This window comes from Zhongshania antarctica (assembly GCF_014202945.1).
Taxonomy (GTDB): Bacteria; Pseudomonadota; Gammaproteobacteria; order Pseudomonadales; family Spongiibacteraceae; genus Spongiibacter; species Spongiibacter antarcticus.
On record NZ_JACHHW010000006.1, the window covers coordinates 126,219 to 151,003 of the forward strand.

A 24,785-nucleotide genomic window follows, 5' to 3' on the forward strand; every position below is an offset into this window, starting at 1 on the left:
GCGCCTCATCGCTTACACACGAGTATAGTTTATGTCGTTCTTCGAAGCCGCCGCGAACTACCCGCTGCTTCTCATTACCTTATTAGGTCTCTTTGGCCTTCTCTTTGGCAGTTTTTTCAATGTCGTCATCTACCGCCTACCCAAGATGATGGAATCTACGTGGAAGTATGAGTGCGAAATTCTGCTCAGCGATGACGACGCTGCCGCTGAAGAAATCGCACCACCTCAGTTTAATTTGGCCTTTCCAAACTCCCACTGCCCTAAGTGCGATGCGCCGGTAAAGGCATGGCAGAACATCCCTGTGGTCAGCTATGTGCTGCTGCGCGGGCGCTGCGCTTCTTGTAAGGCACCGATCGGCCTGCGCTACCCTGCGGTTGAGGTAATGACCGCGCTGCTTACCGTATTCCCGCTGTTAATATTTGGTTTCACGACCTATGCCGCTGCCGCTATTTTGTTTAGCTGGATTTTGCTGATTCTCACGGTCATTGATATTGACCACCAGCTACTGCCAGACCAACTAACCTTACCCCTCATTTGGTTGGGCCTTTTATTTAACAGCGTTACCGGCAGCATTCCATTACAGGATGCAGTATGGGGCGCCATTGGCGGCTATTTGTCGCTATGGTCCGTATTTTGGTTGTTTAAATTACTGACCGGTAAAGAGGGCATGGGTTACGGCGATTTTAAATTACTCGCCGCACTGGGCGCTTGGCTGGGCTGGCAGTATTTGCCGCTAATTATTTTATTGTCTTCTGTTGTCGGCGCCGTGTTTGGCGGTTTAGTAATGCTGCTGCGTCGCAGCGACAGTTCCATGCCAATGCCATTTGGTCCCTATTTGGCCGGTGCTGGCTGGATCGCCCTGTTCTGGGGTGAAGCTCTGATTGACGGCTACCTTCAACTTGCTGGCATTCGCTAGCCCCAATACATTACCTTATTAAGATTATGAGCAAATTCATCGTAGGACTTACCGGCGGTATTGGTAGCGGCAAAACCGCCGCGTCGAACCGCTTTGCAAAACTGGGCATTGGTATTGTCGATGCCGATGTTATTGCCCGCGAAGTGGTTGAGCCTGGCAGCCCTGCCCTGCAAAAAATAGCGGCCCACTTTGGCGACTCGCATCTACTCAGTGATGGGCAGTTAAATCGCGCCGCCCTGCGCCAAACTATTTTTGCCGATCCCCCCGCCAAGCAGTGGCTGGAGTCCTTGCTTCACCCTCTCATCGCCAGCGAGACGCTACGCCAACTGCAAAACGTAAACAGCGCTTACGCGCTCTTTGTGTCGCCATTGCTGGTGGAAAGCCAGCAAAAAGCGATGTGTGATCGGCTTGTGGTGGTCGATGTGCCTGAGTCTGTTCAGTTAAGCCGCACCATGCTCCGGGACAATAACGAGCAAGCCCAGGTGGAACGCATTATTGCCAGCCAAGTAGGCCGCCAAGTGCGCTTGGCCGCCGCAAGCGATGTTATTGATAATACGCTGGGCTTACCTCAACTAGACCTGCGAGTTAGCGAATTACATCAGCGATTCCTCAAACTCGCCGCCAGCAAGGCCTAGCGGGTCTTTTGAAAAATTTGGAAACCATTTGCTATGAATAAAGCGTCTGCCATCACCGTCCCCTGCCCACACTGTAAAACGGAACTCGTGTGGGACAGCGGCAACCCTTTTCGTCCTTTTTGCTCTGACTCCTGCAAAAACCACGACTTAATTGCGTGGGCAAACGAAGAGCACAATATCCCCGGCGACTCGCTGCACGACGACGTTTTAAGCAGAGATTTAGAGCAAGATTTTTAAGAGAACGAAGGGATAGTCAAAGCGACTTTAGATGACGTCGGCGCACTGAATCGCGTTAACGATTGCCGCATTTGCCGCCGGAAATACATAATCAGAAAGTGATTGCGGGCTCACCCAGCGCAGCGGCTGGCCTTCTCGTCCAAGGGCTTCACCGCGAAAACGAGTCACCAACCACACATCCAAAAACACTGTTTTATCGGCATAGTCATGATTGATTTCGATCAGTGAACGGCAGCTCGCGGCGTCAATATTAATACCGAGCTCTTCGTGTAGCTCTCTGGCGAGCGCCTGAGACACCGTTTCACCCGCCTCCACTTTGCCGCCGGGGAATTCCCACAAGCCGCCTTGATGGGCTTCGTTCGCGCGGCGGGCGATAAGAATATCGCCCAGCGAATTAACAATAACCCCAACGGCAACGTGAACGCGCTTGTTAACTGCGGTATTCGGCATTAATTTTGACGTAGTCGTAGGAGAAATCAGTGGTCCATACCGTCTCTGCATGCTGACCACGATTCAGGTTAATGCGAATGCGGATTTCAGCCTGCTTCATTACAGCAGCACCGGCCGCCTCGGTATAGGATTCTGCACGGCCGCCGTGTTCGGTAATCAAGACGTCGTCAAGGTGAACGGTTAGCGCCGCCACGTCGAGTGACTCCACCCCAGCCCGACCAATTGCGGCCAGAATACGCCCCCAGTTTGGGTCGCTGGCAAATAAAGCCGTTTTCACGAGTGGTGATTCTGCCACCGCATAAGCAACCTTAAGGGCTTCGCTGACGTCTTTGGCGCCTGTCACTTCAACCGCGACAAACTTAGTGGCACCCTCACCGTCGCGCACAATGGCGTGAGCCAGCTCTAAAAACACCTCGTTAAAGACCTGCTGAAGCGCATCGAATACTGGGCCGCTAGCTTCTGTTAGCTGCTCACCGCCGGCGCGACCTGTTGCGACCAGCACACAGGCGTCATTGGTCGAGGTGTCGCCGTCAATTGTAATCCGATTAAACGAGGCATCAGCGGACTGATCCAACATCGCCTGCAAAACATTTGGCGCAATATCGGCATCCGTCGCGACATAACCCAGCATAGTCGCCATATTGGGCTTAATCATGCCCGCGCCTTTGGATATGCCGGTGACGGTAATTCTGCGGCCGGCAATCTCAATTTGCCGAGACGTCGCTTTCGGGCGGGTGTCGGTGGTCATGATGCCGTTCGCCGCGCGCTCCCAGCTATCTGCAGAAAGTGCAGCAATCGCCGCTGGCATGGCGGCAACCAATTTATCTACGGGTAGTTTTTCGCCGATAACACCAGTTGAGAAAGGCAGCACCGCCGAAGCCTCGACGCCAACTTCCTTAGCCAACGCTGCGCAGGAATTGCGAGCATTGAGTAAGCCGGCTTGGCCGGTACCCGCATTGGCATTACCCGTATTAATCAGTAAATAGCGTGGCGATGTGCTGGCCAAATGTTCTTTGGCCACCGTCACTGGTGCAGCGCAAAAGGCATTAAGGGTAAAAACCCCCGCGACCGAGGCGCCTTCACACAACTCAAATACCACGGTATCGATACGACCAACTTTTTTAATACCGGCACTTGCCACGCCTATTTTTACACCGTCTATTGGGTGTAAAACCGGTAACTCACCAGAACCTACCGCCATGCTCTTGCCTACCTCAGTCTAATTTGCCGTGACACTGCTTGTATTTTTTACCCGAGCCGCAAGGGCAAACCTCATTGCGGCCGACCTTGCGGCCGTCGCGCACAAAGGTTTCTGGGGTACTAGGGGTGGCTTCTGCAGCCTCATCACTCATTTCGTCATCTAATGTGAGGCCACTGGACTCGGCGTGCTGAAATTCCATTGCGCGCTTAGCCTGCTCTTCGCGACGCTGACGCGCTAACTCTTCGGCATTTTCGTTTTGCTGGAGCCGTAAATGCGAGAGGAAACGAATAACTTCTAACTTCAGACTGTCGAGCATTTCCTGAAATAGCTCAAACGCTTCACGCTTATATTCTTGCTTGGGGTTTTTCTGGGCAAAGGCGCGCAGGTGAATACCGTGGCGGAGGTGATCCATGGTCGCCAAGTGCTCCTTCCACAGTGTATCCAATACTTGCAGCATGATATGGCGCTCAATTTTACGCATATCTGGCCCGACCAATGCGCATTTAGCTTCATACGCATCAGCGATCGCCTGATTAATTTTTTCAGTCAGTACATCTTCATTTACTGAGCGGTCTTCGTCCAACCAGGTTTGCAGTGGCAACTCCACTTCAAAATCTTTGTGCAGGCGGCGCTCCAAGCCAGCGACATCCCACTGTTCTTCTAGACTCTGCGGCGGTATATATTCCCGCACCACATCGCCGACAACATCTTGGCGAATCGCGGTGAGCATATCGCTAATGTCATCCGCTTCCATCAATTCATTGCGCTGCTGATAGATGATTTGGCGCTGATCGTTAGCCACATCATCGTATTCAAGCAATTGCTTACGCATATCGAAGTTGCGACCTTCTACTTTACGCTGGGCTTTTTCGATGGCGTTAGACACCATGCGATGTTCAATCGCTTCGCCTTTTTCAAGACCCAGCGCCTGCATAATGCCGCGCACGCGATCTGAGGCAAAAATCCGCATTAGGCTGTCTTCTAAGGACAGATAGAAGCGTGATGCGCCAGGGTCACCCTGACGACCAGCTCGGCCACGCAACTGGTTATCAATGCGACGCGACTCGTGGCGCTCGGTACCCACAATATGCAAACCGCCGGCCTGCATAACTGTTTCGTGGCGCACTTTCCACGCGTCCCGCAATTCGTTTATTAATGCGTCGGAGGGGTTTTCATGTTTGGCAATTTCAACGTCGACATTACCACCCAGCACGATGTCAGTACCGCGGCCCGCCATATTGGTAGCGATGGTCACTACACCGGGGCTACCGGCCTGAGCAATAATTTCTGCTTCTTGCTCGTGGTATTTGGCGTTGAGTACCTTATGGGGAATGCCCGCGGCCTTGAAACGTGAAGACATTTCCTCGGAGGTTTCAATCGAGGCAGTACCCACCAGTATCGGCGCGCCACTTTCCATAATGGCTTTAACGTCCTCAACGATGGCGTCGTATTTCTCTTCCTTGGTCAGGTATACGAGGTCATTGGCGTCGCGGCGAGCGCTGGGCTTATTGGTCGGAATAACTACCACGTCTAAGCCGTAGATCTGGCGGAATTCAAAGGCCTCGGTATCGGCCGTACCGGTCATGCCCGCCAATTTCTCAAACTGACGAAAATAGTTCTGGAAGGTGGTTGAGGCCAGGGTCTGGCTTTCTGCCTGAACCGTCACGCCCTCTTTGGCTTCGATGGCCTGATGCAGGCCTTCTGACAGACGCCGACCCGCCATGGTCCGACCAGTGTGTTCATCTATCAAGACCACTTGGTCATTCTGAACAATGTATTCGACATTGTTATGGAACAAAATATGAGCGCGCAGCGCAGAATTCACGTGGTGCAGCAGGTTCAAATTACCAGCGGAATACAGGCTGTCGCCTTCCGTTAGCAAACCAGACTGAATAAGCATATCTTCAACTTGCTGGTGCCCATACTCAGTCAATTCGACCTGTCGCATTTTTTCATCAATAGTGTAGTGGCCTTGCTCAGCGACGGCTTGTCCCTCGTCATCGGCTTCGATGAGCTGCCCTGCTTCGTCAACTTGCGCTTCTTTTAGCGAAGGAATAAACAAATTGATTTGCTTGTACAACTTAGAGCTGTCTTCGGCTGGACCGGAGATAACCAGTGGCGTACGGGCCTCATCAATCAGGATGGAATCCACCTCATCGATGATCGCGAAATTCAAGCTACGTTGATAGCGCTCTTCAATGGCAAAGGCCATATTGTCACGCAAATAATCAAAACCGAATTCATTATTGGTGCCGTAGGTGATATCCGACTCGTAAGCGGCACGCTTCTCCTCAGAATCTTGACCGGAACGGATAACACCCACGCTCAGACCGAGAAACTCATAGAGGGGGCGCATCCAATTAGCATCGCGCGCGGCGAGGTAATCGTTAACCGTAACAACAAATACGCCGTTGCCAGGCAACGCGTTGAGGTACACAGCCAAAGTCGCAACGAGCGTTTTACCTTCACCTGTGCGCATTTCAGCAATGGTGCCCTCGTGCAGGCTAATACCACCGATAAGCTGCACGTCAAAATGGCGCATGCCCATAACGCGGCGACTGGCCTCGCGGCACACAGCAAAGGCTTCTGGCAGCAGCTGATCGAGGCTTTCTCCCGCTGCAATTCGCTCGCGAAACTCACCAGTTTTGGCACTGAGGGCGGCATCGTCGAGCGCCGCCATAGCCTCTTCCAAACTGTTGATCTTGCTCGCGACTTTGCGCATGCGCTTTAATTCGCGATCGTTTTTACTGCCGAAGACTTTTTTAACTACTGCTCTAATCATGATTAATTCGTTACTGTTCCCGGGAGCAAAAGTCCCTAATCAATGAAGGCTCTAAAGCCGCACCAAGCTACATTGTACGAATGAAATTCTGATGACGGCCGGGTAATCACTGCGGAGAATGATCCCGAAAATGCCGTACTTTTACCTAATGGCAAGACGTGGGCAATACCGTAACACCGAGGCGCAATATCGCATAGATAGGGGGATATTACCATGCTTAGACGAATCTCGGCCAAGCATGGTAGGAAGAGATAATCAGACTGCCGCTACAGCAGCAGCGTAATTAATTGGCGCGTCAGCTGCGTCGTCAAACGTTACCCATTCCCACGCGTCAGTGTCTTTAATCAAGGTCCGCAAGGACGCATTGTTGAGACCGTGACCAGACTTAAAGGCTTTGAATTCGCCGATCAAGCTGGTGCCCAGCAAATACAAATCGCCAATCGCGTCGAGTACCTTGTGCTTAACAAACTCATCTTCATAACGAAGACCTTCTTCGTTAAGAATACGGTATTCATCAACCACAATCGCATTATCGACACTACCACCCTGGGCCAAGCCCTTGGAGCGCAGGTATTCGATTTCGTGCATAAACCCAAAGGTCCGCGCCCGACTCACTTCTTTTACAAAGGAGGTACTGGAAAAATCCAACTCGGCATGGCCAACCCGGTCTTTAAAAACCGGGTGGTCAAAGTCGATAGTAAAAGACACTTTAAAGCCGTCAAAAGGGAGGAAACTCGCGACTTTATCACCATCTTTTACCGTCACCGGACGCTTAATACGGATGAACTTTTTCGGTGCATTTTGTTCTTCAATCCCGGCAGACTGAATAAGAAAAACAAACGGACCGGCGCTGCCATCCATAATCGGCACTTCCGATGAGCTGACTTCGACATAGGCATTATCAATACCCAGACCCGCCATTGCCGACAATAAATGTTCAACCGTTGATACCCTTACATCGCCATTCATCAGCGTGGTCGACAAAGTGGTATCACCCACATTTTCCGCACGAGCGTGGATTTCAACAACCGGATTTAAATCGGTGCGACGGAAAATCACACCGGTATCCGCTGGCGCTGGCTTCAGCGTCAGGTAGACCTTTTCCCCTGTATGCAAACCAATGCCCGTAGCACGGATAGTGTTGCGCAAGGTACGTTGTTTAATCATCTTCACACTCACTCTATGGGCCGGACGGCTACATTTACAAGGGCGTACTTATCTTCGTGCCAGCAAATTACTGACACGCCGCCCGTTGCTGTACCGGCTACTACTAATTAATCAGCCTGACGCCGCAGAAACGCAGGAATATCCAAATATTCCATATCTTTATCTGCCATTGGCGCCGGCGCCACTTCTCGCGCAACCGCCGCTTGGCTGGCACTATTGCGCATAACGGTTGGCCGATCGAGCTTGCGGTAATCGTTGGAACGCGGCTCTATGGGCCGTGATTCAACAACTTTCAGCGGTATATCTGCACCAATACCATCTAGGCCGGTGGCAACCACTGTGACGCGCAATTCGTCGACCATATCGGGGTCAATTACCGTTCCGACAACAACTGTTGCGTTCTCGGAAGCGAATTCCTCGATAGTATCACCGACATCGTTAAACTCGCCTAGGGACAGATCCAGACCTGCGGTAATATTAACCAAAATCCCGCGCGCCCCTTGCAAATTCACATCTTCAAGGAGGGGGCTGCGAATGGCCGCCTCTGCAGCTTCGCGAGCGCGGTTTTCACCGGTAGCCACACCACTGCCCATCATCGCCATGCCCATCTCTGACATCACGGTACGCACGTCGGCGAAATCGACGTTTATCATACCCGGACGAATAATTAGATCGGCAATACCCTGTACTGCACCTAACAATACATCGTTAGCCGCTTTAAAGGCATCGAGTAAACTGGTGTTTTTACCCAAGACAGGTAGCAACTTTTCATTGGGGATGGTGATCAGCGAGTCAACATGCTGACGCAACTCTTTCATGCCCTCTAGCGCCACAGCCATACGCTTTTTACCCTCGAAAGGGAAAGGCTTGGTGACTACCGCTACGGTTAAAATACCCAGCTCTTTGGCGACCTGAGCCACAACAGGTGCTGCTCCGGTGCCGGTGCCGCCGCCCATACCGGCGGTAATGAACACCATATCGGCGCCCTGCAGTGCTTCAGCAATGCGATCGCGATCTTCCATCGCCGACTGGCGACCGATTTCAGGGTTTGCACCTGCGCCCAAGCCCTTGGTAATAGTGGTGCCCAGCTGCAATACCGTCTTAGACGCGACATTGGTCAGCGCCTGAGCGTCAGTATTGGCGCAGATAAAATCAACACCATCAACATTACAGGCGATCATGTGCTTAACAGCGTTACCGCCGCCACCACCGACACCCACCACTTTAATTACTGCGTTCTGAGGAACGTTATCTACTAGTTCGAACATTGGTTTTCTCCCTTTTGCATATTTGACCGTGCTGCCGGCACGGCCGCCTTACACCTTAAAAATTGTTTTGAACCCATTGTTTCATACTGGCCAAGAAGCCGTTGCGCTTCACTCGCCCACGGCCGCCGTGCTCCGCTTGATGCTTAATGCCGTAATGCAGCAAGCCTACGCCGGTTGAATAAATTGGATTGCGCACGATATCGGTTAAACCCCGTGCATCCTGCGGTACACCGATTCGCACCGGCATATGGAAAATCTCTTCTGCCAATTCAACAACACCTTCCATCTTCGAGGTGCCGCCGGTCAGGACAATACCTGCCGCGCACAAATCTTCGTAGCCACTGCGGCGCAATTCGGCTTGGATTAGCGTGAATAATTCGTCGTAGCGAGGCTCCACCACTTCCGCCAGCGCTTGGCGAGACAATTCCCGCGGGGCGCGCTCGCCAACACTGGGCACCTTAATCATTTCGCCTTCACCCGCGAGCTGGGTCAGCGCGCAGGCGTATTTAATTTTGATCTCTTCTGCGTACTGAGTCGGGGTGCGCAGCGCCATGGCAATGTCATTGGTGACCTGATCGCCGGCAATCGGGATCACGCCGGTGTGGCGAATCGCACCGTCGGTAAAGATCGCGATATCGGTGGTGCCACCGCCGATATCCACCATGCACACACCCAGCTCTTTCTCGTCTTCAGTCAATACCGCGTAGCTCGAGGCCAGCTGTTCCAAAATGACGTCCTCGACTTCCAGGCCGCAGCGGCGAATGCATTTCTCGATGTTTTGCACCGCATTTACTGCGCAGGTCACTAAATGCACCTTGGCTTCTAGGCGGACCCCAGACATGCCTAGCGGCTCTTTAATGCCCTCTTGCTCGTCGATCACAAATTCTTGCGGCAAGATGTGCAGTACTTTTTGGTCGGCAGGTATCGCTACCGCTTGGGCGGCGTCGATAACCCGGTCCAAATCCAACTGAAACACTTCGCGATCGCGAATTGCGACAATGCCGTGGGAGTTAAGACTGCGAATGTGATTGCCCGCAATACCCACATACACGCTGTGGATTTCGCAGCCAGCCATCAATTCAGCTTCTTCTATCGCGCGCTGAATGGAGTGCACAGTGGATTCAATATTGACCACCACCCCTTTTTTCAGACCGCGAGACGGGTGCGAGCCAATGCCTATAATTTCCAGCTTGCCGTCTTCGTTGCTCGAGCCAACGATAGCCACCACTTTTGAGGTGCCGATATCAAGGCCGACAATCATCCGGCTTGCGTGTGAACTAGCCATTGCTTTGCTTCTCCCAAGTTTGCGATCTATTGTGCTGCGGCAACTCCATTGCCAGAGCAATTTCCTTAGCCATTACCTTTTGCACCTTTTGTTTCATCCCACGCCACCGCTAGACCATTGATATAACGTGTATCCACACGCTTAACGCGATCAAAATCCGCCGCCAATTGATGGCGATACACCCACATAAAGCGCCGCAGCTTCTCCAGCGGCTCGTAGCGGCCCAATACCAATACCGCGCCGCCATTTAAGGTCGCCGTCCACGCCCCGCGATCATTCATTTCAAGGCGCTGTAAAATTAATTCTTCATCACCAAGCAACTGACTCATCAAGCGGTACTGGCGCATTATTTCTATGGCGCTACCATCAGGCCCACTCAGCAGCGGTAAACCGGCGTCGTCGGCCACGCCCTTCGCTGGCAAAAATATTTTGCCGCGATGGTTTAGCAATCCACCGCTGCCCCACGCAGCAATAGGCGCCTCTTCAACAATGGTGATTTTCAATTCCCGAGGCCAAACCCGCTCTACTATCGCCCGATAAACCCAAGGCTCTTGTTCTAATTCACTTTGGATCGCTTCCAGATCCAAACCGACATAACCCACTGCCAAATGACCGGTCACGCGGTCGACCAAGACATTGCGACTAACGTGCTGCAAATCACCGGCAAACACCACGCGATCGACGGGTATGGCATCCAGTTGACGCCCTAACTGCTCAACGCCATAAACAAAAGCGATGACAACCGCGATCAACACCAAGCGGTTCAAAATACGACCCCATTCGCGCTGCGCCTGCGGCCCTTTTGGGGCCGCCGACTTGCGCGTTTTGAGGCGATTTTGCTTGCCGCTCATTAATTGCATCTCAGTTAGCATCCGCCGTGATACTGCCCGCCAAAATTTCTACCACCAAATGCTCAAAATCCAAGCCTGCTTGCTTGGCCGCCATCGGCACCAAACTGTGGTCGGTCATGCCAGGCACGGTATTCACTTCTAATAAGTAGAACTTACCTGCCGCATCGCGCATAACATCGACCCGCCCCCAACCCGCACAGCCCAGACTAGTAAACGCCGCCAATGCCAATTCGCTCAGCTCTTGCTCTTCCGCCGCACTCAAGCCACAGGGACATAAATAGCGGGTCTCATCAGAAATATACTTGGCGTTAAAATCGTAAAACGCGGCATCGGTTTCCAATTTAATGGCGGGCAAGGCCTTGCCATTTAATATCGCAACGGTGTATTCGCTGCCGCTAATCCACTGCTCAGCGAACACGCGGCCATAGGCCTGGGCGTTTTGCCACGCGGCAGCCAACTCTGCCGCACTCTGCGCGCGGGCCATACCAATACTCGACCCTTCGCAGGCAGGCTTAACAATGACCGGACCGAAGTCATCAATAATGCCCTGCCAATCGCTATTCGCCGTTAACTCGGCAAAGCGCGGAGTCGACAAACCCAAGCCCAACCACAGCAGCTTGCAGCGGAATTTATCCATCGCCAGTGCCGAGGCCATTACACCGCTGCCGGTATAGCCAATGCCCATGCATTCCAGTGCGCCTTGCACGGTGCCGTCTTCGCCGCCAGGGCCATGCAGTGCAATAAACACCTGACGAAACTCGCCATTGAGACGCTGCATCCAATCGGCATCGGCCACATCGATGCCTTCAACCCTAATGCCTTGACGCTCAAATGCCGCCATCACTGCTGCGCCGCTTTTCAGGGAAATTGCACGCTCTGCCGAGCGGCCGCCCAACAGCACAGCTAGCTTGCCGCCAATCGCCTGATTTATGTTTGCTACCGTCATGTCACTCATTGCCGCGACCTACACCCAATCCTGATTAGCTAATTGCAACGCTACCGCGCCGATATTGCCCGCGCCTTGAGTGAGCAAAACATCACCGGGGCGAATACGGGGTTTTAATATTTCAAAGGCGGCCTCAGTATTTTCAACAAATACCGGCTCCAAATTGCCCTGCAAACGAATACTCCGACACAGGCTGCGGCTGTCGGCGCCCGGCACCGGCTCTTCACCAGCCGAATACACATCCAACAGCAACAGGCTGTCGACGGTAGACAGCACCCGAACAAAATCCTCGTATAAATCTTTGGTGCGACTATAACGATGCGGCTGATACAGCATCACTAGGCGACGATCTGGCCAGGCTTGGCGCGCCGCCGATATGGTTGCCGCCACTTCAGTCGGGTGGTGACCATAGTCATCCACCAACATAAATTCGCCGTCGGCCAATGGCAGTTCGCCATAGCGCTGAAAGCGACGACCGACACCCTGAAAATTGGCAATGCCATTGCAAATAGCCTCTACCGGCAAGCCCTCGTCGGTGGCCACCGCCACAGCTGCAGTCGCATTAAGTACGTTATGCACACCGGGCTGCTGAATACTCAACTCAATATCACTGCCATCTGGCCGCATTACATTAAAGCGGCTCTGCATACCCAGTTTTTGCAGCGAGTGAATACGAAAATCCGCGTCTTCACTAAAGCCATAGGTCAATGTGGGGCGGCCAATGTCCGGCATAATGTCGCGCACCACTGGGTCATCCACACAAACCACCGCCATACCGTAAAAAGGTAAGTTGTGCAGAAACTCGATAAAGGTACGTTTCAACTTGCTAAAATCACCGTCATAGGTCGCCATATGATCGGCTTCAATATTGGTAATCACCGACACCATGGGTTGCAAATGCAAGAAGGAAGCATCGCTCTCGTCGGCCTCCGCCACCAAGTAGCGACTCTCGCCTAATGCCGCATTGGTGCCTGCGCTGTTAACCAGGCCGCCGATAACAAAGGTAGGATCAAGACCCGCCTCCGCAAAAATAGCCGTAATCAAACTAGTCGTGGTGGTTTTACCATGGGTGCCAGCCACCGCAATGCCGTGACGATAACGCATTAGCTCAGCCAGCATTTCAGCGCGACGCACAATAGGCACCCGCAACTGGCGGGCAGCGGCCACTTCTGGGTTACTCTCATTAACCGCACTGGACACCACCACTACATCGGAGTCGCCAATATTCTCGCCGCGATGGCCAAAAGCAACTCGCGCGCCCAATTGCTGCAACCGCGCAGTACTGGGCGAAGCTTTTAGATCAGAACCTGAAACCACATAACCCAGGTTCAGTAGCACCTCGGCAATACCGCACATACCGGCACCGCCAATACCAACGAAATGTATGCGTTTGACTCTGCGCATTTCTGGAACCACAAAGGGGTGCTTAGGACTCATTGGCAAACTCCATACAATAATTTGCGGCAACGTCAGCGGCATCTATTTTGGCGAGCCGTCTTGCGGCCTCCGCGCTATTCAACAATGACTCCCGATTCGCACTATCGCTTTCCAACCATTTACATAAAACGTCAGCATTAAAAACTGACTGATCAATAATTTCACCGGCGCCGCCATCCACAAACCACTGCGCATTTGCGCGCTGATGATCGTCAATGGCATGGGGCAACGGCACTAACAGTGCTGGCACGCCTGCCGCCGCGAGTTCGGCTACCGTCAATGCCCCTGCACGACAAATAACCACATCGGCCCAGCTATAAGCGGCCGCCATATCCTCAATAAACGCTTCGGCGCGAACCGCTATTCCGGCGTTCTGATACGCCTGCTGTACTTGTTCTTCGTGGGCGCGGCCAGTCTGATGCCATAAGGTCGGCCGCTGCGCCTCGCCAAGCTTCTGCCACGTAGCTAGCACCACATCATTTATTGGCTTGGCGCCTAAACTGCCGCCTAAAACTAACACCCGCAAATTGTCGCTGCGCTCTGCCCAGCGAGTCGCTGGCAGCGCAAGCTCGGCAATCTCGCGACGCACCGGATTGCCAATATAACGATTGCGCTCACCACCCAAGGCGATGGGGTAGCCAGTCAGGCAAAGCCGGGCAATTTTTGCCAATAAACGATTGGTTGTGCCCGCTACCGCGTTTTGCTCTTGAATCAATACCGGCACGCCCAGCAGCTTTGCCGCCAAACCACCAGGACCAGAGGCATAACCACCCATGCCCACCACGCAAAATGGTTTTAACTTCCAAATCAAGCGCATGCTCTGCACAACCGCGAGCATAGCTTTGGCAATTGCCAGTACACGAAACAAGGGGTTTTTGCCTCGTACGCCCGCCATATTTAAACAGTGCAGCGGCAGACCGGCTGCCGGTACTAAGCGCGCCTCAATACCTGCCGCGGTGCCCAGCCAATGCACGCTGACATTGCGTTCGGCCAGTGCCGAAGCAACCGCCAATGCGGGGAACACATGCCCGCCGGTACCACCGGCCATCATTAGTACGGTCTGATCAGCGGCCATCTTGCCTCCGACATTCCAGTTCGATTCGCGCCACCAGAGACACCATTGCCATACACACTATTAAGCTGCTGCCGCCGTAACTAAAAAACGGCAGTGTTAAGCCCTTAGTTGGTAACAAGCCGGTATTTACACCCATATTGATAAAGGCCTGCCCGCTAATCATGACCGCAATGCCATAGGCCACAAAGGCGTGGAATTGCTTGCCCATCATTTCCGCATAGCGACCAATAAATAAAATTCTGCCAACTAATCCCGCGAACAACACCAATACCAACAAGCTACCAATAATCCCGAATTCTTCCGCAAAAATGGCGTACACAAAATCGGTGTGCGCCTCGGGCAAATAAAATAATTTCTGTACGCTATTCCCCAGACCCACGCCGCTTATTTGCCCACGACCAAAGGCAATAAGCGACTGAGTGAGCTGATAACCGGTATTGAATTGATCTGCCCAGGGGTCGGTGAACGCGGTTAAGCGCTTCATGCGATAAGGTTCAAAGATGACCATGGCCACCGCACCCGCGACACAACTCAAAATAACCAGCAAAAATTGACCGAGTTTTACCCCGCCCAAAAAAATCATCACAAAAGCTGTGCCCGCGGTAACAACCGTCGCGCCGAAATCCGGCTCGAGCATGAGCAGTAAGGTCACCGCAAATAGTAAAGCCATGGGTTTTACAAAACCGGACCAACTCTGGCGCACTTCGTCGCGACGCCGCACTAAATATCCGGCGAGATAAAAAATGACACACAGCTTTACGAACTCAGACGCCTGCAGGGTTAGCGGCCCCACACCCAACCACCGACGACTGCCGTTAACTTCTTTGCCTACACCGGGAATCAGCACCAGCGCTAACAAGACAAAACCCAACAATAGCCAGAGCCAACCAGTGCGCTCCCAGAGATCGACCGGCGTCAAATACATGACCACGCTAAGGACAAATGCCAAACTAAAATGGAAAAAATAGCGCTTTGCGAAAAAGAAGGCGTCGTCATACCGACTCGCCGCATGCTCAACCGAAGCCGATGTCATGGCGACAAAACCAATCGCCAACAGCGCGAGCAGCAACAATTGTAAATGCCGATCAAATCGCCCCAATTCTTCCCAGCGCTGCTGAAGGTAGCCGCTCATTGCAGCCCCCCGGTCAGCGCCAGTACCGACTCAGCGAAAACCTCACCGCGATGCTCGTAATTGCTAAACATGTCAAAGCTCGCACAAGCTGGTGACAGCAACACCACATCACCGGCCTCAGCATAGGCCGTTGCCGCACGAACTGCGGCTGGCATATCTGCGCATAACTGTGCAGGCAAGCGGCCATCGAGCAGCGCGTGCATGGCGGGTCCAGCTTCACCAATAAAGACCACTGCCCGCCCGACGCTCAGCAGGGTTTCAATCAGCGGTTTAAAATCTGCGCCCTTGCCGACACCGCCGGCAATTAAGACGACTTTGCTTTCGCCGCTTAATCCCCGTAGCGCAGACACTGCCGCGCCAACATTGGTGCCTTTGGAGTCGTTATAAAATCGCAAGCCTTGCCACTGCGCAACAAACTGACAGCGATGAGACAAACCCGTAAATTCTGTCAGCGTACTGAGCATTGCGCTCATAGGCAGGCCCGCCGCCGCACCCAAGGCCAGCGCCGCCATGGCATTGCTAATATTGTGGCTGCCCGCAACTTTCAGCGCCGATACAGGCAATAAAGCTTCTCTCGCCAACGCGAGGTATTGCTCGCCGTCTTCATCCATTAGCCCAAAGGCACGGAAATCGGAGCGCCCTAAACCAAAGCTCCATTTTTCAACAGCATCTGGAACCAGCGGCGTACTTAATGCGTCGTCACGATTAACAACGACTTTTTTACAATCACGAAATATACGGTGTTTGGCTTGGTGGTAGGCGATCATACTGCCGTGATGATCTAAATGATCTTCACTGACATTCAGTACTGTTGCCACTTCGGCGCCGATAAATGCGCAGCGTTCCAATTGGAATGACGACAATTCAAGCACATAGAGCTCGGCTCGATCGTCCAACAACTCCAGCGCAGGCGTGCCAAGATTGCCGCCTACCGCGCAACGCCACCCAGCATTAACAGCCATTTCAGCCACGAGCGTGGTCACGGTACTCTTGCCGTTTGAACCGGTAATGGCGACGATTGGCGCTTTGGCTTCACGACAGAACCATTCAATATCGCCAGTAATTGCAACACCAGCGGCTTTCGCCGTCGCAATTGCTGGCTCCGCCAAAGAAATACCCGGACTGATAACAAGCTCGGTTGCCGATAAAAATTGATCGGTGGTAAACGCCCCAAGAATTGGCGTTACATTGGGAAATTCCGCGCGAAACAACTCCAGCTCCGGCGGCGCATCGCGGCTGTCGGCAATCGCAAAAGACAGACCACGGCGGGTAAAATAACGGGCGATCGAAAGCCCGGTTTTACCTACACCGATAATGACCCGCCTATTGTCGGATGCGATCAAACTCACCTTACGTATAACTCCCTTTTTCTTAGCGTAGTTTTAATGTCGCTAGACCAAATAGCACCAGCATCACCGTAATAATCCAAAACCGCACAATAACCCGTGGCTCTGGCCAACCCTTTAATTCAAAATGATGATGGATCGGCGCCATACGGAAAATACGGCGGCCGGTTAATTTAAAAGACGCAACTTGCAAAATAACCGACACGGTTTCCAACACAAAAATGCCGCCCATAATAAAAAATACAATTTCATGGCGGGTAATTACGGCAATGGTTCCCAGCGTTGCTCCCAAAGCCAAGGCGCCAACATCGCCCATAAACACTTGCGCCGGATAGGTGTTAAACCACAGAAAGCCAAGCCCCGCGCCCGCTAGGGCACCACAAATAACAATGAGTTCACCCGCGCCCGCCACATAGGGAATATGCAAATACTCTGCAAATTTCACGTTGCCGGTAAGGTAGGCAATCAAGCCGAGCGCAGCACCCACCATTACCGTTGGTAAAATAGCCAAGCCATCAAGACCATCCGTTAAATTCACCGCGTTGCTGGCACCGACAATCACAAAATAAGTCAGCAGAATAAACAGTGGGCCCATTTGCCAGCTAACATTCTTCAAAAAGGGTAAGAACAACTGCGTGCTTACGGCGCTGTCTGCAGTCATGTATAAATATATTGCAGCGCCTAGTCCGGCCACACTTTGCCAAAAATATTTCCACCGAGCGGGCAATCCACGCGGATTGCGCTCAATCACCTTACGATAATCGTCTACCCAGCCCACCGCGCCAAAAATCGCGGTGACAATCAATACAGTCCACACATAATGGTTCTTCAGATCTGACCACAACAAGGTGCTAATAAAAATCGCAACCAATATCAAAGCGCCGCCCATTGTCGGTGTGCCTGATTTACTGAGGTGCGATTGCGGACCGTCATCGCGTACAGATTGCCCTATTTGATGAAAATTAAGCTTGCGGATCATCACTGGGCCGATCATTAGGGATATGGCCAGCGCCGTTAACACGCCAAGTATGCCGCGAATACTCAAGTACTGGAAAACCGCAAATGCGCTAACGTATTGAGTTAAATATTCAGCAAGTAGCAGCAACATATCAGTTGCCCCTCTGCACTAAATCGGTCGCCAATGCGTCGACAACCACTTCCATTTCCGCGCTGCGCGAACCCTTAACCAAAACCGTATCCCCTACTTCTAAATAATTTTTTAATGCCGCGATTAAATCCGGCTTATTGTCAAATGCGTATGCATTCCGACCAAACTCAGTCGCCATTATGCTGGCGTATTCACCCGCAAAGAAAACGGCATCAAGTCGATTTTCTCTGGCATAAGCCGCTATTTCCCGATGCTGCTGAGCGGCCTCTGCACCCAGCTCCGCCATGTGACCAAGGGCGAGAACTTTTCGGCCATGACTCGATGCCAGCACGTCAATTGCCGCTCGCACCGAACCAGGGTTCGCGTTGTAACTATCATCGATCAGTTCAATTCCGGCGACATTGCGGCGCAGTAGACGGCCGCTCACGCCGCGTACCGACTCTAGGCCACTCACCACTTCGCCTAAACTCGCACCCGCCGAAAGAGCCGCTGCAGCGGCCGCTAAGGCATTGGCCACCATATGCCGCCCGGACAAGGGCATGCACACCTTGGCACTGCCGGCAAAACTCACCAACTCAAAACGGACTTTGCCCGGCTCACTCAGATCAATATCACGCGCAAACACATCGACATCCTCCCGTACCAGGCTGAATAGGCGCTGCTGCACATGGCTGGCATAGGACTGCCACAGTGAACAGTGCGCATCATCAGCGTTGATAATGGCGAGGCCGCCCTTCGCTAAACCGCGAAATATCCCGCCCTTGGTTTCTGCCACTGCCGTCAGCGAACCGAAACCTTCAATATGCGCGTGCTGAGCATTGGTTAGCACCGCAATAGTAGGTTCAGCAAACTCGCAGAGGTAGTGGATATCACCCTGTTTTGCGGCGCCCATTTCAATCACCGCAAACTGGTGTTGCGCAGAGATCGCCAGCAGACTAAGCGGCACACCGATCTCGTTATTTAAATTGCCGACAGTGGCATAAACCTCACCACACTGAGCAAAAATTGCAGCCAACATTTCTTTAGTACTGGTTTTTCCGCTGCTACCGGTAATGGCAACAAGTGGACCAGTAAAACGACGACGATTTTCGCGAGCAATCAAGCCCAGCGCACGACGGGTATCTGAGACCCGAATATTAGGCAGAAGATCCGTTGCGTCGCTAACAACACTGGCAACGGCACCAGCATCCTTCGCTACGCCAACAAATTGATTACCATCAAAATTATCGCCGCTTAAGGCAATGAATAAATCACCAGCCTGAACTTTGCGGCTGTCAGTACAAACCACCTCAACAGAGGTATCTGTACCCGTGAGCACGCCACCAGTAACCGTCGCAATAGTCTGTAAATTTAGCGCGCCGATCATAAGCCCGACCTCGCTGCCAGTGCCAGCCGAGCACACTGAATATCGCTAAAGGGCAAACGACGCCCAGCGATTTCTTGATATTCTTCGTGACCTTTGCCAGCAATTAATACAACGTCGCCCGGTTTAGCCGCAGCGATTGCGTTCGCGATTGCGGCATCGCGCTCAGCAACCACCAGTGGAGCACCGCGCATACCCGCACAAATTTCCGCGATAATAGCGGTCGCCGATTCCGAGCGGGGATTGTCGTTGGTCACCACCACCGCATCGGAAAATTTTTCGGCGATCGCGCCCATCAGTGGCCGCTTACTACGATCTCGGTCACCGCCACAACCCATTACACAACGCAATTTACCGGCGGTAATTGGCCGCAAGGATTTGAGCACCTTTTCCAGCGCATCTGGCGTATGCGCGTAATCAATAACCGCCAACACGCCATCGGTGGAGCGCAGGCATTCCATACGGCCCGGCACAGGTTTTAATTTTGGTATCGCCTCGGCTATCGCATCGACAGTGACACCCAATCCCAATAACACCGCGGCGGCGGCCACCAGGTTGGACAAATTAAATTCGCCCAACAGGGGTGACTGCAATTGAAAATTTCCCCAAGGACTGCAGATTTGTGCCGCGATCCCCTGCATATCGCAGACGGTATTTTCGGCATACACCTTGGCCTGCGAATCAATAATACTAAAATCAATTAATAGTTCGGCCGTGGATTCAGCCATGAGCTTACGACCAAATTCATCATCGCGATTGATAACGGCCAGCGGCAGATTAGGCCAGTTCAACAGGCGCGCTTTTTCCGCGCCGTACGCTTCCATCGAACCATGGTAGTCAAGGTGGTCTTGGCTAAGATTCGTAAATACCGCAGCAGAGAAATTTAATGCTGCCACCCGATGCTGAGCCAAACCGTGGGACGAAACTTCCATTGCCGCCCAATTTGCGCCGCCATCACGCCACTCACTGAGCAATGCCTGCACTGACACGGCATCTGGCGTGGTGTTATTGCCGCTATTTAGGCGACCAAAGCGACCATTACCAAGAGTGCCAATGAGCCCACAGGGCTGACCAATGGCTTCCAGTAATTGCGCCACCATCCACGCACATGAGGTTTTACCATTGGTACCCGTGATACCGATGAGCTGCAGTTGCCGTGAAGGCAAACCATAAAAGCGCCCAGCGATTTCACTGATATGCGTTTCTAAACGTTCAATGACGACTACCGGCAGCGACCATTGCGCGGCATCGAAGGGCGCATCCGCGATAACGGCAACAGCACCCGCCGTAATGGCGGCGTGAATATAATCACGGCCATCGACTTCGTGCCCCTTGATCGCCAAAAAGACATCGCCAGCTTGAACCTTGCGACTATCTATTGCCAAACCAGTGACGGGCAACGCGGCAACTTCCTGACTTAAGTCAGGTAGTAAATCGCCTAACAATCTCGGTAATGTGTAGTTCTGCTGGTCTACCATCACGCTGCCGCATCTCCCTTAGTTTTGGGTTTAGGCTCGGCTGCCTCGATATTGTCCGGCGCGATATTTAACAGGCGCAGGGCATCAGATACCACCTTGGAAAAGACCGGCGCAGCAACCAAACCACCATAATAATCACCCTTAGGTTCATCGATGGTCACTACCGCCACAATCCTGGGATTACTGGCCGGCGCTACACCGGCGAAAATGGCAAAATAGCGGTCTTCGGCATAGCCGCCAGCAATCGCCTTGTGCGACGTTCCGGTTTTGCCGGCAATGCGATAGGCGTCTACCTGCGCCCGCGTAGCCGTGCCACCCAGCTCAGTCACTTCCTCCAACATATCAACGACCTGACGCGCAATTTTTGCTGAAATAACTTGCTGCTGAGTTGGCTTTTCAGTGCGCTTCAGCAAAGATACTTGCTGAAAAATACCGCGATTAGCAAACACCGAATAAGCTTGGGCTAACTGTAAATTGGTAACCGTAATACCGTAGCCAAAGGCAAACGTTGCGCGCTCGATAGCACGCCAATTAGGCCGATTTGGCAGCATGCCGTTGCTTTCACCAGGAAACCCTGAGCTAGTACTGCGCCCCAAGCCAAAGCGATCAAACACGCCCCAAACGTCATGTTCGTTAAGGGAGAGCGCAATTTTTGTGGTACCGACTTGGCTGGATTTTTTCAACACTTCTGCCACGGTAAGCACACCGTAATTACGGTGATCTTCTAAAACTTTCCGACCGACTTTGATATACCCAGGATTAGTATTGATGGTGGTGTCGGGCTGGTACTTACCACTTTCCAGAGCCGCCACCATGGTCAAAGGCTTTACGGTGGAGCCTGGCTCAAACATATCGATAACCGCGCGGTTGCGCAGCGCATCCGGGCTTAACTGGCTGCGATTATTTGGGTTAAATGAGGGCTGGTTAACCAGCGCCAAAACTTCACCTGTTTCACTGTCAATAATAACGATCGAACCGGCTTTAGCGCCGGTTCGATTTATTGCTGCTTTCAATTCGCGGTAAGCGAGATACTGCAAGCGCAGATCAATACTCAGTTGGACATCTTTGCCGGGGCTGGCCGCCTCCCCGGCGTCGATCTCCCTGATAATATTGCCGTACAAATCCTTTAACACCCGCTTGCGTCCGGGGGTTCCGTTAAGCCATTCATCGTAGGTCAGCTCCAGACCTTCCTGACCACGATCATCGATATCGGTAAAGCCCAGCAAATGTGCGGTGACCTCACCGGCGGGGTAAAAGCGACGATATTCCCGCTGCAAATACACACCGGGAATTTTCATTTGCATAAGTGTTTGTGCTGCGGCTGGCGCAACGTGACGGCGCAAATACATGAATTGGCTGTCGCGATAGCGCTCTACTCGCCGCGACAATTCGCTCGACGACATCTCGAGCGCCGTCGCCAAGCGTGCCCAGTCGCCTTTCGCACTCTGCAATTCCTGAGGATTGGCCCAAATAGACGCCACGGGCGTACTGACAGCGAGGGGCTCGCCATTACGATCGGCAATGATTCCACGATGAGCAGGGATTACTTCGGTGCGATTGGTCCGCGCATTGCCTTGGCCCTGCAAGAATTGGTAGCCGCGATCGACATCCAAGACCTGCAAACTTAGCGCTCGCCACGCCAATAATAAGGCGAGCAGCAGCAGACTGCCGACCACGATTCGGAAGCGCCAGGGCGATATTTGAACTTTAGCCTGCTTTACCATAACCCCGAACCATTTTGACTTCCCTCATTTTGGGCGCCTGCATTTTCAATTTTTGTATTGCCACATCTTGCACGCGATCCGGTGACGCCCACGTACTCTGCTCTAGCAATAAACGTCCCCACTCTTCTTCCAGAGACATTGCATCGCGGCGCAGGTCCTGTAGCTCACCAAATAATTTTCGGCTTTTATGTGAACTCTGAATCACCGCAATACATGACAAAACCACCAGAATGAGCAAGGCTGGGGCTAACACGCCACCCAACGGTGCCGGCGTCGACACCGCATTTCTCATGCTATTGCGCTGTTTTCCTTCCAACATAAATCACCCTTAGGCACACTCGTCATACGCGAGTTTTTCCGCCACGCGCATTACCGCGCTGCGCGACCGGGGGTTCAAAGCGACTTCATGATCGCTTGCCTTTACCGCCTTACCAATCAGCTTCAGCTTGCGATTGCGCTGACTTTCGGTAACCGGTATATAAGCGGGCACCTGCTCACCTTCTGCTTGGCGGCGCATAAAACGCTTTACTATGCGGTCTTCTAAGGAGTGAAAGCTGATGACGACCAAGCGCCCACCCACATCCAAACTATCAACAACCTTGCTCAGCAGCTTTTCTAAATCTGTTAACTCGTCATTGATAAAAATTCGAATCGCTTGAAAACTACGCGTTGCCGGATGCTTATGCTTTTCCCACGCGGGATTAGCCTCAGTAACTATTTTGGCCAACTGCAAAGTGCGCGTAATCGGCTCTTCTTCACGCGCGGCAATAATCGCTCTAGCAATACGTTTGGCGAAACGCTCTTCGCCGTAATCCCGCAGCACTTTGGTAATCTCTGCTTCGTCGGCCACTGCAATCCACTGCGCCGCACTCATGCCGCGATCGACGTCCATGCGCATATCTAAATCGCCGTCGCGCATAAAACTAAAGCCGCGCTCCGCCTGATCCAACTGTGGCGATGAAACGCCCAAGTCCAATAGCACACCAGTAAACGGCGCAGCCAAGCCACTCGACGCGGCCAGCTCGGCAAAATCAGCGAAGGAACCTCGTGCAATGTGGAAGCGCTGATCCGCCTGCGCTAATTCAAGACCTTCAGAAAATGCTTGGGCGTCTTTATCGATCCCGAGTAAACGGCCTTCAGCGCTCAAGCCTTCCAGTATCTGCCGACTGTGGCCACCACGGCCAAAAGTGCCGTCGATATAAAGCCCACTGGTATCGGTTACCAGTGCCGCAACGGCCTCCTCGAGCAATACTGTTAAATGCTGTTCCAAATGACTCACTCTCTACAGTGACAGTGACAACATCTCGTCCGGCATATCGTCACCCTCTCCCGCTGCACCGAGCCAGTCGAACCAACCTGACTCACTCCACAGCTCTAATTTTTTACCCTGACCCACTAGTAGTAATTTCTTTTCAAGATCAGCGTAATCGCGTAATGGCGGCGGCAACAGCACCCGACCATTGGCATCCATTTCTAAAGGGGTGGCATAACCCAGCAACAGCCGCTGAGCCAGCCGCGCCTTGCGATGTATATTCGGCAAGGCCTCAATCTTGGGCAGTAAATCCAACCACTGGGGCTCGGGATAAACCAACAGACAGCGCTCTTCGGTATGCGCGGTGATCACCAAGCGGCCATCACAAGCAGACACAAGGGCATCGCGTATTTTGGCTGGAATCGCCAAACGCCCCTTACTGTCCATTGTGATTGCATGACTACCTAGGAACACAAAACCCACCTTCTTCGCTTCAAAAACCCCAAAACACCACAAAAAACCACTTCTACCCACTAAACGACACTATAGGAACTTGCAAGCCCTAGTGTCAAGCGAGACTGGGACCTAAATAGAGGGATTTTTCTTAAAAATGTCAGTAACTTGCGGCTAAAACGCGCTAACGAGGATGGGTTTTGAGGAGCTTAATTTGAGGAAACAAAAGGATAGAGCACCAACTTAATGCACTACATTAAGTTCTGGCTTTTTTATGCAATAGAAGGGGAATAAAAAGTGAGTCGGCCGATAAGCCGGGTTCTGTCTTGGACGACCATTCATCTGGGATCTGCGTCACCGCAGACCTCTAGCAGCCTACCCGAATCCACTGTGGGCCACAGCATTGGATTCCTATTTGGCCTTGCTCCAGGCGGGGTTTACCATGCCACGAACTGTTGCCAGTCGCGCGGTGCGCTCTTACCGCACCATTTCAACCTTACCGGCAGCTTGCGCTACGTAGGCGGTGTATTTTCTGTTGCACTTTCCGTAGGCTCGCACCTCCCAGGAGTTACCTGGCGCCTTGCCCTGCGGAGCCCGGACTTTCCTCCCTGCAGCGAACTGCCGAGCGATCGTCTGGCCGACTCACCTGTAAGAATAACCAGTAGTTAACGGCGGCGCA

22 protein-coding genes and 1 other RNA gene are annotated in these 24,785 nt (G+C 52.7%); 3 read left to right on the forward strand and 20 right to left on the reverse strand.

Going from position 1 to position 24,785, the window contains the following annotated elements:
* Positions 1-31: 31 nt before the first annotated feature.
* From HNQ57_RS11725 to HNQ57_RS11735, 3 genes are read left to right on the forward strand one after another with little or no spacing between them, the layout of a single operon-like run.
* Complete coding sequence (locus HNQ57_RS11725) at positions 32-916, forward strand: prepilin peptidase (RefSeq protein WP_184463196.1); 885 nt, start codon at positions 32-34, stop codon at positions 914-916.
* Between the two features lie 26 nt (positions 917-942).
* The gene (gene coaE / locus HNQ57_RS11730) at positions 943-1,551 is read left to right on the forward strand and encodes a dephospho-CoA kinase (RefSeq protein WP_184463198.1); all 609 of its coding nucleotides are present in this window, start codon (positions 943-945) and stop codon (positions 1,549-1,551) included.
* A gap of 33 nt (positions 1,552-1,584) precedes the next feature.
* Positions 1,585-1,788 (forward strand): DNA gyrase inhibitor YacG, encoded by a 204-nt coding sequence (locus tag HNQ57_RS11735; protein ID WP_184463200.1) that lies wholly within the window; start codon positions 1,585-1,587, stop codon positions 1,786-1,788.
* Positions 1,789-1,815: 27 nt separating this feature from the next.
* On the opposite strand, the gene mutT is transcribed toward HNQ57_RS11735, so the two are convergent.
* The 20 genes from mutT to rnpB all read right to left on the reverse strand — a co-directional run bounded on the left by mutT (position 1,816) and on the right by rnpB (position 24,751).
* On the reverse strand, positions 1,816-2,238 hold the full coding sequence (gene mutT, locus HNQ57_RS11740) for an 8-oxo-dGTP diphosphatase MutT (RefSeq protein ID WP_184463202.1): 423 nt from the start codon (positions 2,236-2,238) through the stop codon (positions 1,816-1,818).
* Positions 2,219-3,439, reverse strand: coding sequence for a bifunctional glutamate N-acetyltransferase/amino-acid acetyltransferase ArgJ (gene argJ, locus HNQ57_RS11745; RefSeq protein ID WP_184463204.1), 1,221 nt, complete (start codon positions 3,437-3,439; stop codon positions 2,219-2,221). Before argJ ends, mutT begins: the two co-directional genes overlap by 20 nt.
* A 13-nt stretch (positions 3,440-3,452) precedes the next feature.
* Positions 3,453-6,221: a preprotein translocase subunit SecA gene (secA, locus tag HNQ57_RS11750; RefSeq protein ID WP_221301687.1), complete on the reverse strand. Its 2,769-nt coding sequence runs from the start codon at positions 6,219-6,221 to the stop codon at positions 3,453-3,455.
* Between the two features lie 255 nt (positions 6,222-6,476).
* Positions 6,477-7,388 carry a UDP-3-O-acyl-N-acetylglucosamine deacetylase gene (lpxC, locus tag HNQ57_RS11755; RefSeq protein WP_008251576.1) on the reverse strand — a complete coding sequence of 304 codons (912 nt, stop codon included), beginning with the start codon at positions 7,386-7,388 and terminating at the stop codon, positions 6,477-6,479.
* Between the two features lie 107 nt (positions 7,389-7,495).
* Positions 7,496-8,656, reverse strand: coding sequence for a cell division protein FtsZ (gene ftsZ, locus HNQ57_RS11760; protein WP_184463206.1), 1,161 nt, complete (start codon positions 8,654-8,656; stop codon positions 7,496-7,498).
* A gap of 55 nt (positions 8,657-8,711) precedes the next feature.
* Positions 8,712-9,941: a cell division protein FtsA gene (gene ftsA / locus HNQ57_RS11765; RefSeq protein ID WP_184463207.1), complete on the reverse strand. Its 1,230-nt coding sequence runs from the start codon at positions 9,939-9,941 to the stop codon at positions 8,712-8,714.
* Positions 9,942-10,006: 65 nt separating this feature from the next.
* Positions 10,007-10,792: a cell division protein FtsQ/DivIB gene (locus tag HNQ57_RS11770; protein WP_184463208.1), complete on the reverse strand. Its 786-nt coding sequence runs from the start codon at positions 10,790-10,792 to the stop codon at positions 10,007-10,009.
* Between the two features lie 10 nt (positions 10,793-10,802).
* Positions 10,803-11,747: a D-alanine--D-alanine ligase gene (locus HNQ57_RS11775; protein WP_221301688.1), complete on the reverse strand. Its 945-nt coding sequence runs from the start codon at positions 11,745-11,747 to the stop codon at positions 10,803-10,805.
* Positions 11,748-11,756: 9 nt separating this feature from the next.
* Positions 11,757-13,175, reverse strand: coding sequence for a UDP-N-acetylmuramate--L-alanine ligase (murC, locus tag HNQ57_RS11780; protein WP_184463209.1), 1,419 nt, complete (start codon positions 13,173-13,175; stop codon positions 11,757-11,759).
* Positions 13,165-14,250: an undecaprenyldiphospho-muramoylpentapeptide beta-N-acetylglucosaminyltransferase gene (gene murG / locus HNQ57_RS11785; protein ID WP_184463210.1), complete on the reverse strand. Its 1,086-nt coding sequence runs from the start codon at positions 14,248-14,250 to the stop codon at positions 13,165-13,167. Before murG ends, murC begins: the two co-directional genes overlap by 11 nt.
* Complete coding sequence (gene ftsW, locus HNQ57_RS11790) at positions 14,240-15,382, reverse strand: putative lipid II flippase FtsW (RefSeq protein ID WP_184463211.1); 1,143 nt, start codon at positions 15,380-15,382, stop codon at positions 14,240-14,242. The genes murG and ftsW overlap by 11 nt, the downstream gene beginning before the upstream one ends.
* On the reverse strand, positions 15,379-16,731 hold the full coding sequence (gene murD / locus HNQ57_RS11795) for a UDP-N-acetylmuramoyl-L-alanine--D-glutamate ligase (protein ID WP_184463212.1): 1,353 nt from the start codon (positions 16,729-16,731) through the stop codon (positions 15,379-15,381). Before murD ends, ftsW begins: the two co-directional genes overlap by 4 nt.
* A gap of 22 nt (positions 16,732-16,753) precedes the next feature.
* Complete coding sequence (gene mraY, locus HNQ57_RS11800; RefSeq protein WP_008251590.1) at positions 16,754-17,836, reverse strand: phospho-N-acetylmuramoyl-pentapeptide-transferase; 1,083 nt, start codon at positions 17,834-17,836, stop codon at positions 16,754-16,756.
* A gap of 1 nt (position 17,837) precedes the next feature.
* Complete coding sequence (locus HNQ57_RS11805; protein WP_184463214.1) at positions 17,838-19,202, reverse strand: UDP-N-acetylmuramoyl-tripeptide--D-alanyl-D-alanine ligase; 1,365 nt, start codon at positions 19,200-19,202, stop codon at positions 17,838-17,840.
* A complete protein-coding gene (locus tag HNQ57_RS11810; protein WP_184463605.1) occupies positions 19,199-20,677 on the reverse strand; it encodes a UDP-N-acetylmuramoyl-L-alanyl-D-glutamate--2,6-diaminopimelate ligase in 1,479 nt (492 codons plus the stop codon). Before HNQ57_RS11810 ends, HNQ57_RS11805 begins: the two co-directional genes overlap by 4 nt.
* Complete coding sequence (locus HNQ57_RS11815) at positions 20,677-22,401, reverse strand: peptidoglycan D,D-transpeptidase FtsI family protein (protein ID WP_184463216.1); 1,725 nt, start codon at positions 22,399-22,401, stop codon at positions 20,677-20,679. The genes HNQ57_RS11810 and HNQ57_RS11815 overlap by 1 nt, the downstream gene beginning before the upstream one ends.
* Complete coding sequence (gene ftsL / locus HNQ57_RS11820) at positions 22,385-22,720, reverse strand: cell division protein FtsL (protein WP_184463218.1); 336 nt, start codon at positions 22,718-22,720, stop codon at positions 22,385-22,387. Before ftsL ends, HNQ57_RS11815 begins: the two co-directional genes overlap by 17 nt.
* 9 nt (positions 22,721-22,729) lie before the next feature.
* On the reverse strand, positions 22,730-23,671 hold the full coding sequence (gene rsmH, locus HNQ57_RS11825) for a 16S rRNA (cytosine(1402)-N(4))-methyltransferase RsmH (protein ID WP_184463220.1): 942 nt from the start codon (positions 23,669-23,671) through the stop codon (positions 22,730-22,732).
* A 12-nt stretch (positions 23,672-23,683) separates the two neighbouring features.
* Positions 23,684-24,127, reverse strand: a complete 444-nt coding sequence (mraZ, locus tag HNQ57_RS11830; protein WP_040804143.1) for a division/cell wall cluster transcriptional repressor MraZ — start codon at positions 24,125-24,127, stop codon at positions 23,684-23,686.
* Positions 24,128-24,400: 273 nt separating this feature from the next.
* An RNA gene (gene rnpB / locus HNQ57_RS11835) (RNase P RNA component class A) lies at positions 24,401-24,751 on the reverse strand.
* Between the last annotated feature and the right edge of the window lie 34 nt (positions 24,752-24,785).

What these genes read in the sequence shown, in the direction of transcription:
- HNQ57_RS11725 (WP_184463196.1), top strand. Translation starts at nt 32, where the DNA reads ATGTCGTTCTTCGAAGCCGCCGCGAACTACCCGCTGCTTCTCATTACC.
- coaE (WP_184463198.1), top strand. Translation starts at nt 943, where the DNA reads ATGAGCAAATTCATCGTAGGACTTACCGGCGGTATTGGTAGCGGCAAA.
- HNQ57_RS11735 (WP_184463200.1), top strand. Translation starts at nt 1,585, where the DNA reads ATGAATAAAGCGTCTGCCATCACCGTCCCCTGCCCACACTGTAAAACG.
- mutT (WP_184463202.1), bottom strand. Translation starts at nt 2,238, where the DNA reads ATGCCGAATACCGCAGTTAACAAGCGCGTTCACGTTGCCGTTGGGGTT.
- argJ (WP_184463204.1), bottom strand. Translation starts at nt 3,439, where the DNA reads ATGGCGGTAGGTTCTGGTGAGTTACCGGTTTTACACCCAATAGACGGT.
- secA (WP_221301687.1), bottom strand. Translation starts at nt 6,221, where the DNA reads ATGATTAGAGCAGTAGTTAAAAAAGTCTTCGGCAGTAAAAACGATCGC.
- lpxC (WP_008251576.1), bottom strand. Translation starts at nt 7,388, where the DNA reads ATGATTAAACAACGTACCTTGCGCAACACTATCCGTGCTACGGGCATT.
- ftsZ (WP_184463206.1), bottom strand. Translation starts at nt 8,656, where the DNA reads ATGTTCGAACTAGTAGATAACGTTCCTCAGAACGCAGTAATTAAAGTG.
- ftsA (WP_184463207.1), bottom strand. Translation starts at nt 9,941, where the DNA reads ATGGCTAGTTCACACGCAAGCCGGATGATTGTCGGCCTTGATATCGGC.
- HNQ57_RS11770 (WP_184463208.1), bottom strand. Translation starts at nt 10,792, where the DNA reads ATGAGCGGCAAGCAAAATCGCCTCAAAACGCGCAAGTCGGCGGCCCCA.
- HNQ57_RS11775 (WP_221301688.1), bottom strand. Translation starts at nt 11,747, where the DNA reads ATGAGTGACATGACGGTAGCAAACATAAATCAGGCGATTGGCGGCAAG.
- murC (WP_184463209.1), bottom strand. Translation starts at nt 13,175, where the DNA reads ATGAGTCCTAAGCACCCCTTTGTGGTTCCAGAAATGCGCAGAGTCAAA.
- murG (WP_184463210.1), bottom strand. Translation starts at nt 14,250, where the DNA reads ATGGCCGCTGATCAGACCGTACTAATGATGGCCGGTGGTACCGGCGGG.
- ftsW (WP_184463211.1), bottom strand. Translation starts at nt 15,382, where the DNA reads ATGAGCGGCTACCTTCAGCAGCGCTGGGAAGAATTGGGGCGATTTGAT.
- mraY (WP_008251590.1), bottom strand. Translation starts at nt 17,836, where the DNA reads ATGTTGCTGCTACTTGCTGAATATTTAACTCAATACGTTAGCGCATTT.
- HNQ57_RS11805 (WP_184463214.1), bottom strand. Translation starts at nt 19,202, where the DNA reads ATGATCGGCGCGCTAAATTTACAGACTATTGCGACGGTTACTGGTGGC.
- HNQ57_RS11810 (WP_184463605.1), bottom strand. Translation starts at nt 20,677, where the DNA reads ATGGTAGACCAGCAGAACTACACATTACCGAGATTGTTAGGCGATTTA.
- HNQ57_RS11815 (WP_184463216.1), bottom strand. Translation starts at nt 22,401, where the DNA reads ATGGTAAAGCAGGCTAAAGTTCAAATATCGCCCTGGCGCTTCCGAATC.
- ftsL (WP_184463218.1), bottom strand. Translation starts at nt 22,720, where the DNA reads ATGTTGGAAGGAAAACAGCGCAATAGCATGAGAAATGCGGTGTCGACG.